The 12,300-nt window shown below is 66.7% G+C and carries 10 protein-coding genes; 4 read left to right on the forward strand and 6 right to left on the reverse strand.

Going from position 1 to position 12,300, the window contains the following annotated elements:
- Complete coding sequence (gene hutH / locus ACN9MY_RS28395; protein WP_426319359.1) at positions 1–1,542, reverse strand: histidine ammonia-lyase; 1,542 nt, start codon at positions 1,540–1,542, stop codon at positions 1–3.
- Between the two features lie 108 nt (positions 1,543–1,650).
- Positions 1,651–3,354, reverse strand: coding sequence for a urocanate hydratase (gene hutU / locus ACN9MY_RS28400; RefSeq protein ID WP_426165208.1), 1,704 nt, complete (start codon positions 3,352–3,354; stop codon positions 1,651–1,653).
- Between the two features lie 137 nt (positions 3,355–3,491).
- Between hutU and ACN9MY_RS28405 the strand changes: the two genes are divergently transcribed.
- Together ACN9MY_RS28405 and ACN9MY_RS28410 are read left to right on the forward strand one after the other, a co-directional pair.
- The gene (locus ACN9MY_RS28405) at positions 3,492–5,141 is read left to right on the forward strand and encodes a hypothetical protein (protein ID WP_426336478.1); all 1,650 of its coding nucleotides are present in this window, start codon (positions 3,492–3,494) and stop codon (positions 5,139–5,141) included.
- 12 nt (positions 5,142–5,153) lie between these two features.
- Positions 5,154–6,329 (forward strand): hypothetical protein, encoded by a 1,176-nt coding sequence (locus tag ACN9MY_RS28410; protein ID WP_426336479.1) that lies wholly within the window; start codon positions 5,154–5,156, stop codon positions 6,327–6,329.
- 15 nt (positions 6,330–6,344) lie between these two features.
- Here ACN9MY_RS28410 and ACN9MY_RS28415 read toward each other — a convergent pair whose 3' ends face one another.
- Positions 6,345–8,006 (reverse strand): amidohydrolase, encoded by a 1,662-nt coding sequence (locus tag ACN9MY_RS28415; RefSeq protein ID WP_426336480.1) that lies wholly within the window; start codon positions 8,004–8,006, stop codon positions 6,345–6,347.
- A gap of 137 nt (positions 8,007–8,143) precedes the next feature.
- Between ACN9MY_RS28415 and ACN9MY_RS28420 the strand changes: the two genes are divergently transcribed.
- Positions 8,144–8,782 (forward strand): glutathione S-transferase family protein, encoded by a 639-nt coding sequence (locus ACN9MY_RS28420; protein ID WP_426336481.1) that lies wholly within the window; start codon positions 8,144–8,146, stop codon positions 8,780–8,782.
- 97 nt (positions 8,783–8,879) lie between these two features.
- Here ACN9MY_RS28420 and ACN9MY_RS28425 read toward each other — a convergent pair whose 3' ends face one another.
- The 3 genes from ACN9MY_RS28425 to ada all read right to left on the reverse strand — a co-directional run bounded on the left by ACN9MY_RS28425 (position 8,880) and on the right by ada (position 11,432).
- On the reverse strand, positions 8,880–9,464 hold the full coding sequence (locus tag ACN9MY_RS28425) for a hypothetical protein (RefSeq protein ID WP_426336482.1): 585 nt from the start codon (positions 9,462–9,464) through the stop codon (positions 8,880–8,882).
- A gap of 145 nt (positions 9,465–9,609) precedes the next feature.
- On the reverse strand, positions 9,610–10,347 hold the full coding sequence (locus ACN9MY_RS28430) for a 2OG-Fe(II) oxygenase (RefSeq protein ID WP_426336483.1): 738 nt from the start codon (positions 10,345–10,347) through the stop codon (positions 9,610–9,612).
- A complete protein-coding gene (gene ada, locus ACN9MY_RS28435; RefSeq protein WP_426319367.1) occupies positions 10,344–11,432 on the reverse strand; it encodes a bifunctional DNA-binding transcriptional regulator/O6-methylguanine-DNA methyltransferase Ada in 1,089 nt (362 codons plus the stop codon). Before ada ends, ACN9MY_RS28430 begins: the two co-directional genes overlap by 4 nt.
- A gap of 117 nt (positions 11,433–11,549) precedes the next feature.
- Here ada and hutC point away from each other — a divergent pair, with 117 nt between their 5' ends.
- A complete protein-coding gene (gene hutC / locus ACN9MY_RS28440; RefSeq protein WP_426319368.1) occupies positions 11,550–12,269 on the forward strand; it encodes a histidine utilization repressor in 720 nt (239 codons plus the stop codon).
- Positions 12,270–12,300 lie beyond the last annotated feature (31 nt).

Here is a 12,300-nt window from a genome sequence, read left to right on the forward strand (position 1 = left end):
TTACGGATGCAGGGCGCTGAACAGGCTCTTGCAAGTTGCGCTCAGGTCGCCGTTCACCACCATCTGCTTGGCTGCCTCGATGTCCGGCGCGAAGAAGCGGTCGGCGTCGAAGAATGGTACCTTGGAACGCAGCTGGGCGTGTACATGTTCCAGTTGCGCCGAGGTTTTCAGCGGACGGTGGAAGTCGATGCCCTGCGCCGCAGCCAGCAGCTCGATGCCGAGGATGGTCGCGGTATTGTGCGCCATATCGTGCAGGCGGCGCGCGCCGTAGGTGGCCATCGACACGTGGTCTTCCTGGTTGGCGGAAGTCGGGATGGTGTCGACCGAGGCCGGATGCGCGATCGACTTGTTTTCCGAGGCCAGCGCGGCGGCGGTCACGTGGGCGATCATGAAGCCGGAGTTCACGCCCGGGTCGCGCACCAGGAACGGCGGCAGGCCGGACAGGGTGGCGTCGATCAGCAGCGAGACGCGGCGCTCGGAAATCGAGCCGATTTCCGCGATGGCCAGCGCCAGCGTGTCGGCGGCGAAGGCCACCGGTTCGGCGTGGAAGTTGCCGCCCGAGACCACTACCGGGCCGTCGTCGTTCTGGAAAATCAGCGGGTTGTCGGTCACGGCATTGGCTTCGATCAGGAGGGTGCGGCCGGCGTTGGCGATCAGGTCCCAGCAGGCGCCCATCACTTGCGGCTGGCAGCGCAGGCAGTACGGGTCCTGCACGCGCTCGTCGCCCACCAGGTGCGAGGCGCGGATGGCGCTGCCGGAGACCAGCTCGCGGTAGATGCCGGCGGCGGCGATCTGGCCCGGCTGGCCGCGCACTTCGTGGATGCGGGCGTCGAACGGCGAGTCGGAACCCTTGGCGGCGTCCAGCGACATGGAGCCGGTCACCATGCCCGCTTCGAGCAGGCGTTCGGCCATGAACAGGCCGTGCAGCGCCAGCGCGGTGGAGGCCTGGGTGCCGTTGATCAGGGCCAGGCCTTCTTTCGCGGCCAAGACCACGGGGGCGATGCCGGCGGCTTTCAAGGCGTCGGCCGCCTGCACCAGCTCGCCCTTCACGCGCACTTCGCCCACGCCGAGGATGGCCAGGGTCATGTGCGACAGCGGGGCCAGGTCGCCGGAGGCGCCGACCGAGCCCTTGGCCGGGATGGCGGGCATGATGCCCTTGTTGTACAGGGCGATCAGGGTGTCGATCACGATCGGGCGGATGCCGGAGAAGCCGCGCGACAGGCTGCTGATCTTGGTCAGCATCAAGAGGCGCACCACTTCGTCGGACATCAGCTCGCCGGTGCCGACCGAGTGCGACAGGATCAGGTTGCGCTGCAGCTGTTCCAGCTTGTCATCGGGGATGCGGGTTTTCGCCAGCAGGCCGAAGCCGGTGTTGATGCCGTAGGCGGCGTCGCCTTTCGCGACGATGTCCTGTACGGCTTTGCAGGAGGCGTCGATGGCGCTGTAGGCTTCTTGCGCCAGGGCGATCGGGGTGGGGGCGCTCCAGACGGTGCGCAGGTCGGACAGGGTCAGTTTGCCGGGATTCAGGGTCAGGTGGGTCATGGTTTTGTGTCTCGTGTTCGTTTGCTCTTCAACCGGTAAACCGGTGTCTGACCCGCAGGGTCAGACACCCGATACGCGGCGGTCGCGTGGCAAGGTGCCTTACCGGTCTTACTTGATCATCGGCAGGTTCAGTTTATTACGCTTGGCGCATGCGATGGCGGACTCGTAGCCGGCGTCGGCGTGGCGCATCACGCCCGAGCCGCAGTCGTTGACCAGCACGCGGCCCAGGCGCTTGGCGGCGGCTTCCGTGCCGTCGGCCACGATCACCACGCCGGAGTGCTGCGAGTAGCCCATGCCGACGCCGCCGCCGTGGTGCAGCGAGACCCAGGTGGCGCCGCCGGCGGTGTTGAGCATGGCGTTCAAGAGCGGCCAGTCGGACACGGCATCGGTGCCGTCGCGCATGCCTTCGGTTTCGCGGTTGGGCGAGGCGACCGAGCCGGTGTCGAGGTGGTCGCGGCCGATCACGATCGGCGCCTTCAGTTCGCCGTTCTTCACCATTTCATTGAAAGCCAGGCCGGCGATGTGGCGCTCGCCCAGGCCCAGCCAGCAGATGCGCGCCGGCAGGCCCTGGAAGGCGATGCGTTCGCGCGCCATGTCCAGCCAGCGGTGCACGTTGGCGTGGTGCGGGAACAGTTCCTTGATCTTGGCGTCGGTCTTGTAGATGTCTTCCGGATCGCCGGACAGGGCCACCCAGCGGAACGGGCCGCGCCCTTCGCAGAACTGCGGGCGGATGTAGGCCGGCACGAAGCCGGGGAAGTCGAAGGCGTTCCTGACGCCCTTGTCCAGCGCCACCTGGCGGATGTTGTTGCCGTAGTCGACCACCTTGGCGCCCAGCGCCTGGAAGTCCAGCATGGCCTGCACGTGCACGGCGCAGGAAGCGGCTGCCGCGTCGACCAGGCGCGCATGCTGCGCCGCGTCGGCCTGAGCCGCCTTCCACTGCGCGACGCTCCAGCCTTGCGGCAGGTAGCCGTTGACCAGGTCGTGGGCCGAAGTCTGGTCGGTCACCAGGTCCGGCACCAGGCCGCCGGCCTTGGCGCGGCGCACCAGTTCCGGCAGCACGTCGGCCGCGTTGCCCAAGAGGCCGATGGAAATGGCGTCGCCGTTGGCCTGGTGCTGCTTGATCATCTCGATCGCTGCATCGATGCTGGCGGCCTGCTTGTCCAGGTAGCGGGTGCGCAGGCGGAAATCGATGGAGGACTGCTGGCATTCGATGTTGAGCGAGACGGCGCCGGCAAAGGTGGCGGCCAGCGGCTGCGCGCCGCCCATGCCGCCCAGGCCGGCGGTCAGCACCCAGCGCCCTTTCAGGTCGCCGCCGAAGTGCTGGCGGCCCGCTTCGGCGAAGGTTTCGTAGGTGCCCTGCACGATGCCCTGGGTGCCGATATAGATCCAGGAACCGGCCGTCATCTGGCCGTACATGAACAGGCCCTGGCGGTCGAGCTCGTTGAAATGCTCCCAGTTGGCCCATTTCGGCACCAGGTTGGAATTGGCCAGCAGCACGCGCGGCGCGTCTTCGTGGGTCTGGAACACGCCGACCGGCTTGCCGGACTGGATCAAGAGGGTTTCATTGGCTTCCAGCTTTTTCAGGGAAGCGAGGATCTGGTCGAAGCACGCCCAGTTGCGGGCCGCGCGGCCGATGCCGCCGTACACCACCAGGTGTTGCGGGTTCTCCGCCACTTCCTTGTCCAGGTTGTTCTGCAGCATGCGGTAGGCCGCTTCCGCGCCCCAGGTTTTGCAAGTCATTTCCGGGCCGCGCGGGGCGCGGATGTCGCGGGTGGCGTCGTAGCGGGGATCGTTGGCAAGGCTGGTAGGCATGGCGGCTCCTTGAATGGTTGATGGCGCCACTCTAAGTTGTATATACAAGCCAGTCAACTGATTTTTAGCGGCTTGCAGAGTCAATAGTTAGTAAGTACACTACTTTTCTTTCACGTTTACAATTCCCGCCTGGCGCCATGCTTCTCGACCACCCCGACTTCCCTTTGATCGACCTGGCGGGTGAAGCTGCGGCGCAGGCCTACCAGCTGATCCTGGCCGGCCAGCCCCTGCCCTTCACGCTATACCAGCGCGACCACGTTGGCCAGGCGCGCAGCACGCAGCCGCGCGGGGCGCTGGCCGAAGTGCGCGCCCAGCTGCATGGCGCCGGCGCCACCGGCCAGGTGCTGCTGTTCGAGATGAATGCCCGCTTCGACGATTGCCCGGCCGAGCGCGCCCTGTTCGTGGAATTCGGCGCCGCCAGCGGGCTGATGCACGGCCTGGTGCTGGCCCTGCCCTATACCAGCAACCCCCAGCGGCGCTGCATTCCGGGCATGATCCAGCTGCAGCGCTGCCCGGCAGGCCTGCGCCACCTGGCCGACGACCTGCTGCCGCGCTTCACGCGCGCCCTGCGCAAGAGCCCCAGCGGCAGCGCCTGGCAGCAGGCGCGCGAATACGACCGCCTGGCAGCGCCGTCGCTGGAAGCCTTCGAGGCCACCCGGCGCGCGGTCGACGCCTTTTGTCCCGCGCTGCGCGCCGACGACCCGGCCGGCGACAGCAATGTGCTGGCCAACCGCCACGTCGACGCCCTGATCGAACGCTACCCCTTCGAGCACGGCATCGCCTACCGCAAGGCGCTGTACCAGCTCGGGCTGGACCTGTCGGCGGCCAGCCTGCTGCGCATCGACAACCTGCTCGAGCAACTGCAGCCCAGGCTGGAGGTCAGCGATGCGCAATTCCTGGCGCATCCGGCCAAGCGCAATTTCCTGCACGTGCTGGCGTTCTACATCGGCACCGTGGTGGCGCAGGAGTCGGGCGCGCGCATCGACTGGTTCACGGCGCGGCAGTTGCAGCAGGCCCACGCGATCGCGGTCGACGCCGTCGGCCAGCCGCGCCTGGCGCTGGCCGGACTGCTCAACAAGAGCGAGGTCTACTTCCCGCTGCACATGCTGCTGGACCGCCTGTTCGGGCCGTGCAGCGGCGCCCAGTTCCGCGCCACGCTGAAAGAGCTGGGGCGCATGGCCGCCGCCTCGCGCGCGCCGCGCCTGCAGGACGATATGGAGCATGTGCAGCGCCGCATCGACCTGGCGCGCAGCACCGATCCCGGCTACCTGGTGCCGGCGCGCCCGTCCTGGGTCGACGGCGACAGCATTGACCTGTGGTTCCAGAACGTCGGCGCCCTGTTCCTCGGCGGGCGCCTGGTATGGGGGCAAATCACCCAGGCCAATAGCCTGATGTGGCAGGAAGGCGACGCCAACTGCCCGGGCGAGGTGCTGTACGACCTGCGCGGCATCCCGACCGGCGAAGAACTGGGGCCGATCGCCACCACCATCTTCGACTACAAGGGCACGCGCCCGCTGGACCACCGCCTGGCCTTCCTGTCCGACCACCTGATGCACGAGAGGACGCGCAGCTTCGGCCTGCCGCTGCCCTTGCGCCTGTCAAGCTCGGACTTGCGCCTGACCACCATCTTCTTCGACCGCAAGCACCTGCCCGGCGGCTACCTGCAAAGCGGCCTGGTGCCGCTGCTGATCCACGACGCATATCCCGGCATCGTGACGGTGCTGCCGGAGCGTTTCTGGACGGTCGAAGTCCAAGCCCATGCCCGCCGCAATGGCTGGCCGGTATAAGGCAAGCTCACCATGACCATCTGGCACACCCTCGGCATCGCGCCGACCAGCGACACGCGCGCCATCAAGCTGGCCTACGCGGCCCGCCTCAAGCAGATCGACCCGGAGCAAGACCTGGCCGGCTTCCAGGCCTTGCGCGAAGCGTACGAGCAGGCGCTGGCCACGCCGCAGGCGCCGGCGCCGGCGCCGGCGGCCGGCGATTTTCCGGCACTGCTGGCATTCGATAGCATCGGCGCGGCCCCAGTGCCACTGGTGCCGCCCCTGCCGCCGCCGCGGCCGCGGCGCCAGCCGCCGGCAGCGGCCCGCACGCCGTTCTCCAGCCTGCCGGCCCTGCCCGAACTGCCGCTGGACGCGCCGCTGGCGCAGCCGCTGGTGCTCGACCTGGAGCCGGAGAGCGAGGCCGCGCTGGCGCAGCAGCACAGCCAGCGCTGGCTGCCCGGCCCGCGTCCCCAATCGTATGCCACGGCGCGCCCGCAACTGCGCCCCGGCCCCCAACCGCCGGCGCCGCAGGCGGCAGCGGCCATGCTGTGCCAGGCGCTGGAGCACTTGCCGGCGGAGCAGCGCGGGGCCGAACTGGCGCGCCGCTACCGGCAGCCGGGCTGGGGCAACGGCGCTTTCCGCGCGGGCCTGGAAACGGCCATCGTGCGCGCGCTGGAAGAAGATTTCGAACAGCGCTGGCAGCTGGTGCCGGCCTTCTCCGGCGCCCTGGCCTGGACTTCGCGCGGGGGCGAGGACTTGCCCGACCAGGCGGCCATCCAGCGCCTGCTCAATCGCTACGCCGCGCGCAAATGGCGGCGCCAGTTCGACCAGTGGTCGCAGGAAGACCCGATGGTGCGGGCCTTGCTGCTGGTGTCCGGTCCGGTCGACGAGGCGCGCTTCACCACGTTTGCCCGCCACCGCAGCCACGTGGAGGGCATGCAGGAAGTATTGCGGCACCTGGCGAAAACCCCGTTCCTGGCGGACTACGAATTCAACGCCGCTGCCGTCCAGTGGTGGACGGACTACTGCCGCAATGCGCCGCCGGCGGCCGCGCCCGCAACAGCCAGGGCCAGGCCGGCCGCCGCGCGCGATGCCTGGCAGCCGCGCCAACGCTGGTACACCGGCCTGTCGTTCACCAAGGTGCTGCTGGTACTGCTTGTGCTGCTGTTCTGGATCGCCAGGCTCGCCGACTACGTCCGTACGAGCTGAGCGCGGCCGGCGCGCTTACTTGCGGAACACCTGCTTGCCGCCGACCCAGGTTTGCAGCACGCCGACCTTGCCGATGTCTTCGGCCGGCACCTGGAACAGGTCGCGGTCGGTGACGATGAAGTCGGCCCACTTGCCCCGCTCCAGCGAACCGACCGACTGCTCCTGGTGCGCCGCCCAGGCCGCGTCCAGCGTGAAGCAGCGCAAGGCTTCGGCCAGCGTCATGGCCTGCTCCTTGTGCCAGCCGCCGTTCGGCATGCCTTGCATGTCCTGGCGCGTGACGGCAGCGTGGATGCCTTGCAGCGGATTGGGCGACTCGATCGGGAAATCGGAACCGCAGGCGATGCGGCTGCCCTGCTTGAGGAAGGTGCGCCAGGCATAGGCGCCCTTGATGCGCTCAGGACCGACGCGCTGCTCCGCCATGTTCTGGTCGGAGGTGGCGTGGGTCGGCTGCATCGACGGCACGATGGCCAGCTGCTTGAAGCGCGGGATGTCGGCCGGCTGCACCACCTGCGCGTGCTCGATGCGGTGCCGTTTGGCCGCCAGCGGGTACTGCTTGCCCAGTTGCGCGAAGCTGTCGAGGATCTGCTTGTTGCCAGCGTCGCCGATGGCGTGCACATTGACCTGGTAGCCGGCCTTCATGGCCTTTTCCATCTTGGCGCGGATGGCGGCGTCGCTGTTGAACAGCAGGCCGCGCGTGTAAGGTGCGTCGCTGTAGGGGTGGACCAGGGCTGCGCCGCGGCTGCCCAGCGCACCGTCCGAATACAGCTTGACGGCTGCCAGCGCGTAATGGCCGTCGGCGTATGAAGGCAGCGGGCCGTTCTTCGACAATTGCTCGAAGTCGGGGCCCACGTCGCCGATCATGGCGTACACGCGGGTGGTCAGCTTGCCCTGGTCGGCGTACTCGCGGAACAGGCGGTCGGCGCCCGCGTCGATGCCGGCATCGTGCACGCTGGTCAGGCCGACGCTGGAGAGGATGCCCAGCGCGCCATCGAGCATGGCGCGCGCTTCGGCCTCGCTTGGTTTCGGCAGCACCTTGTAGACGAATTCCATCGCCGTGTCGACCAGGATGCCGCTGGCATTGCCGTTGGCGTCGCGCTCGATCTTGCCGCCTTCGGGATCTTTCGTGTCTTTCGTAATGCCGGCCGCTTCCAGCGCTTTGCTGTTGACCCACATGGCGTGGCCGTCGATACGTTCCATGGCGGCGGGACGGTCGCTGACCACTGCATCGAGTTCGGCGACATTCGGGAAGCGGCCCAGCTTCCAGGTCTCCTGGTTCCAGCCCTTGCCGATCACCCATTTGCGCTGCGGGTTCGCTTGCGCGAACCTGGCGACGGAAGCTTGCGCAGCCTGCAGCGAAGGGGGGCTGTACAAGTCGGCACTGGTGGCGACTTCACCCAGGCCGAACACGTGGCCATGGGCGTCGATCAGGCCTGGCAGCACGGTCTTGCCTTGCAGGTCGATGCGCTTGAAACCCTTGGCCTTCGCCGCTACTTCGTGCTTACTGCCGACCGCCACCAGCTTGCCGCTGTCGTCGAAGGCCAGCGCCTGGAACCGCAGCAGCTTGCCTTTGGCGTTCAGCGTGTAGCCGTTGGCATTCTCGATCATGGTGCCGGCGCTGGCGGCAGTGGCGGCCAGCAGCGCGGCGGCCAGCAGGGTGCGGCGGAAGTGCATGGGCATGTCCTTTCGAATTTGAAAGCAAGATTTTTTCCGTAGCAGAGTGTACCCGCAGACTCGCTTGCATTAAAGAGCAAGATTCGGGGTGTGGCGGGAACCGGCTGCTGGTCCAATGTGGCTTTTCCTGTTGGAGTTCCGCCATGCTGACGCTTTACGATTACCTGCCTTCACAAAACGCTTACAAAGTCCGCTTGCTGCTGTCGCATCTTGGCTTGCCTTATCGTACCGAGATGGTCAGCATCTTCGAAGGCGCCGGGCAGGATCCTTCCTACCTTGCGCTTAATCCGACCGGTGCGGTGCCTGCTTTGCGCCTCGATGATGGACGGGTGCTGGCGGAGTCGAATGCCATCCTCACCTATCTGGCTTCCGGCACGCGTTACCTGCCTGCCGATGCTTTTGCGGCGGCCAAGGTGCAGCAGTGGATGTCGTTTGAACAGGACTACGTGCTGAGTATCGCTTCCCTGCGCCATTGGACCATGACGGGCAAGCTGGCGCGCCGGCCTGCCGCGCTGGTCGAGATGCGGCGAGCGGGTGGCTTGCGCGCACTGCAAATCCTTGAGCGCGAGCTGGCGCTGCGGCCTTTCATCACTGGCGACACCTATACCATTGCGGATATTTCGCTGTTTGCCTATACCCACCGGGCCGAAGAAGCGGGCCTGCCTTTGCGTGAGTTCCCCCATGTTTGCGCCTGGATAGGGCGCGTGCGGGCGCAGCCGGGTTTCCTCGACGAGCATTACCCGTATTCCATCGATCCGCATTCCTCTGGCGAACTGCCTTGAGCGCATTCGGAAAGGGTTTTCGATTCAGGGGTCAAAACAAATTGTCTGAAACCGTGTCTGAAACTGTCTGAAACCGTTCTGAAATTGTCTGAAATGCCTAATCGTCAGGCAGGATGTCAGTCCGCCGTTCCAACTTGCCTTGGCGGCGGCTGGCTGCCTTCTCGATCAAGGCGAGGGCATTGCGCAGGCTCTGCGCCATGACGGCTGGGGCGGCAACCGCGTCGTGAGGCCGGAATGCCGGGGCCGGTTCCGGGCGCGGGCCCCGCAGTTGATCACTACGAATAAAGGCCGCATTCTTCCAATAGCGCTGGCCCGGCAAACGCAACCATAGGTCGCGCCAGGCGTTGCGGGCCGTGCCCGCCACTTCGGCTGCAAATTGGTTCGGACTCATGGGCCTGCCATCGTATAACACCGCATCGCCGACAACCTTGGCAAAAGCATAGTGACCACGGTATTGCATTTTCAGTTCCGTGCCTTCAGGCAGAAACAGCTGCTTCCACTGGAAACCTGGCGCTGGGCCATCGCCAGCGCTCGTCTCGCCGCGAGCGACCGCAAGCCAGGAAGCCAGAGCGCCCTCGACTACTTCAGCCGGATCGCGCTCGTCACCGAACTCCTGCAGATAGTTCGCCAATTCGAGGAACAGTTCACTCGAGATTTGAACAGAAACAAGTTTACGGCCCATGATTTCCTCCCGCTTGTTCAAGTACGTCTTTGACAAGCGAGAGAAACCTAAGTTCAGACAATTTCAGAACGGTTTCAGACAGTTTCAGACACGATTTCAGACAATTTGTTTTGGCCACCAAATCGACAACCCGTTCCGGATGTCCTCAATCAGCATCATGGAAAATGATCCCGAGCGCATGGCGATGGCCGCTGCGCAGGCGGCTGACGCCATGGCGCATGTTGACGCGATAGGTGCCGCGCGTTCCCGCCAGCGGCCGGTGGAAGACCGGGAAGATCACGCAGTCACCTTGCTGCAAGGGCACCACCTCCACGCGCGACTGCATGCGCGGACGCTGTTCAGTCAGCACGAATTCACCGCCCTCGAAATCGCGGCCCGGCTGCGACAGCAGGAAGGCCGCTTGCAGCGGAAACACATGCTCGCCATACAAATCCTGGTGCAGGCAGTTGTAATCGCCCGCACCGTACTGCAACAACAAGGGTGTCGGCCGCAGTTGCCCGGCCGCATGGCAGCGCGCGACAAAGTCCGCATGTTCAGCAGGAAAGCGCGGTGCCAGCCCCATCGCCGCATACCAGCGATTGGCGATGGTCGCCAGCGGCGGATACATGGAACAGCGCAATTCCGCGACCAGATCAGGCAAGGGATAGCGGAAGTACTGGTATTCCCCCTTGCCGAACCCATGCCGCTGCATGACGACCCGGCTGCGATAGAGCTCCGGCCGGCAATAGCCCGCCACCAGCCCCGCGCACTCGCCAGGCGACAAGACACCCCGCACCAGCGCACAGCCGAATTCATCCAGGTCGCCGGCAATGCGCGGCCAATCGAAAGCCGCGCGCGCCCCGGCCGCCGCAGCCAGCGGCGGCGCAAACAGGTCGCCCATCATGCCGCAGCCTCGGTGGCCGCCTCCGCCTCGCGTTCCAGCAAGGCCGCCTTGCGCTCCACGCCCCAGCGATAGCCCGAGATCGAACCATCGTTGCGCACCACCCGGTGGCAGGGAATCGCCACCGCAATCGCGTTGGCCGCGCAAGCGCCCGCCACCGCCCGCGCCCCGTTCGGCGCGCCCACGCGCTCGGCCAGTTCGGCATAGCTGACCGTCGCGCCGGCCGGAATTTCGCGCAAGGCTTGCCAGACGCGCTGCTGGAAGGCCGTGCCACGCACATCAAGCGGCAGGTCGAGCCCGATCCGCGGCGCCTCGACGAAGGCAATCACACGCGCCACCACCTGCTCGTAATCTGCCTCCGCGCCGCGCAACTCGGCCTGCGGGAAGCGGTCCTGCAGGTCGTGCGCCAGCGCCTGCGGATCGTCGCCCAGCAGGATGCAGCAGATGCCCCGTTCGGTGCTGGCCACCAGGATCGCCCCCAGCGAGCACTGGGCGATGGCAAAGCGGATCACCGCCCCGCGCCCGCCCGCGCGCCAGGCCGACGGCGTCATGCCCAGCGCGCCTGGCGTGGCGGCGTAGAAGCGCCCGCTGGAATTGAAGCCGGCGGCGTAGATGGCATCGGTCACGGAAGCCTGGTCGGCCAGCCCCTGCTGCATGCGCCGCGCGCGCGCCGCCGCGGCATAGGCTTTCGGCGTCAGTCCGGTCTGGGCCTTGAACACGCGGTGGAAGTGGAAGCGGCTCATGCCGCCGGCAGCAGCCAGCGCGTCAAGGTCGGGCGCCACTTCCGAAGCATCGATCAGGCGGCACACCTCGGCCACCATGGCCGCGTGGCGCTCGGCCAGCGGCGGCTGGTCCGGCTTGCAACGCTTGCAGGGGCGGAAGCCGGCCGCCTCGGCCGCCGCGATGGAGGCATGGAAGGCCACGTTCTCGCGCAGGGCCGGCCGGGCGCCGCAGGAAGGGCGGCAGAACACGCCGGTGGTGCGCACGGAATAGTAGAACTGGCCGTCGGCCGCGCTGTCGCGCGCCTGCACGGCGGCCCAGCGCTCGTTGTCGGTCAGGAAACGGGAAATCGGCTTCATCGGGTTCATCGCAAGCTCCAGTCGGTAGTATGCCACCATGGTAGGCAGCCGTCCGGCCGGCGGCACTCCGCCGCTTGCTATTGAATTCCCGAATGCTACAATCGGCGCACTCATCCGGAGGACGGCTTGGAAGAACACCAACAACACGACACCCCCATCTTTCAACGCATCAAGGACTTCCTGCTGGCGCAAATTGCCGCCGGCGCCTGGAAGGAAGGCGCCGTCATCCCTTCCGAGCAAGCCCTGGTCAAGCAGTTCGGCGTCTCGCGCATGACCGTCAACCGCGCCGTGCGCGAACTGACCGCGGAAGGCGTGCTGACCCGCCGCCAGGGCGCCGGCACCTATGTCGCGCCGCAAAAAGTCCAGGCCACCCTGCTGGAAATCAAGAGCATTGCCGACGAGGTCAGGGCGCGCGGCCACGCCCACCGCAGCGCCTTGCAGCTGCTCGAGCGCGGCAAGGCCGGCGACTTGCTGGGCAAGGCCTTCGACTTGCCGCCGGGCCAAGAGCTGTATCATTCCGTCATCGTGCACTTTGAAAACGGCGTGCCGATCCAGGTGGAAGACCGCTGGGTCAACCCGCTTTGCGCCCCCGACTACATGACGCAGGACTTCAGCCACACCACGCCCAATGAATACCTGATGCGGGCGGCGCCGCTGCAGGCGGCCACTTACAGCATAGAAGCGCTGGTGCCGCCGCGCGATATCGCCGAGATGCTGGCGATGGATGGGCGCCAGCCCTGCCTGGTGCTCAAGCGCCAGACCCAGTCGGCCGGCCGCGTGGCCTCGCTGGCCACCATGTGGCATCCTGGCCATCGCTACCAATTTGGCGGCAGCGTCCCCGCCTGAGCAATGCTATAGTTGTCCGCACGCCAGCGCC

This window comes from Pseudoduganella sp. R-31 (assembly GCF_049913235.1).
Lineage (GTDB): Bacteria > Pseudomonadota > Gammaproteobacteria > Burkholderiales > Burkholderiaceae_D > Rugamonas.

Excerpts from the sequence above, each read along its gene's own strand:
- ACN9MY_RS28430 (WP_426336483.1), bottom strand. The coding sequence starts at position 10,347 with ATGATGGGCGACCTGTTTGCGCCGCCGCTGGCTGCGGCGGCCGGGGCG.
- ACN9MY_RS28415 (WP_426336480.1), bottom strand. The coding sequence starts at position 8,006 with ATGCCCATGCACTTCCGCCGCACCCTGCTGGCCGCCGCGCTGCTGGCC.
- ACN9MY_RS28410 (WP_426336479.1), top strand. The coding sequence starts at position 5,154 with ATGACCATCTGGCACACCCTCGGCATCGCGCCGACCAGCGACACGCGC.
- hutU (WP_426165208.1), bottom strand. The coding sequence starts at position 3,354 with ATGCCTACCAGCCTTGCCAACGATCCCCGCTACGACGCCACCCGCGAC.
- hutH (WP_426319359.1), bottom strand. The coding sequence starts at position 1,542 with ATGACCCACCTGACCCTGAATCCCGGCAAACTGACCCTGTCCGACCTG.
- ada (WP_426319367.1), bottom strand. The coding sequence starts at position 11,432 with ATGAACCCGATGAAGCCGATTTCCCGTTTCCTGACCGACAACGAGCGC.
- ACN9MY_RS28405 (WP_426336478.1), top strand. The coding sequence starts at position 3,492 with ATGCTTCTCGACCACCCCGACTTCCCTTTGATCGACCTGGCGGGTGAA.
- ACN9MY_RS28425 (WP_426336482.1), bottom strand. The coding sequence starts at position 9,464 with ATGGGCCGTAAACTTGTTTCTGTTCAAATCTCGAGTGAACTGTTCCTC.
- ACN9MY_RS28420 (WP_426336481.1), top strand. The coding sequence starts at position 8,144 with ATGCTGACGCTTTACGATTACCTGCCTTCACAAAACGCTTACAAAGTC.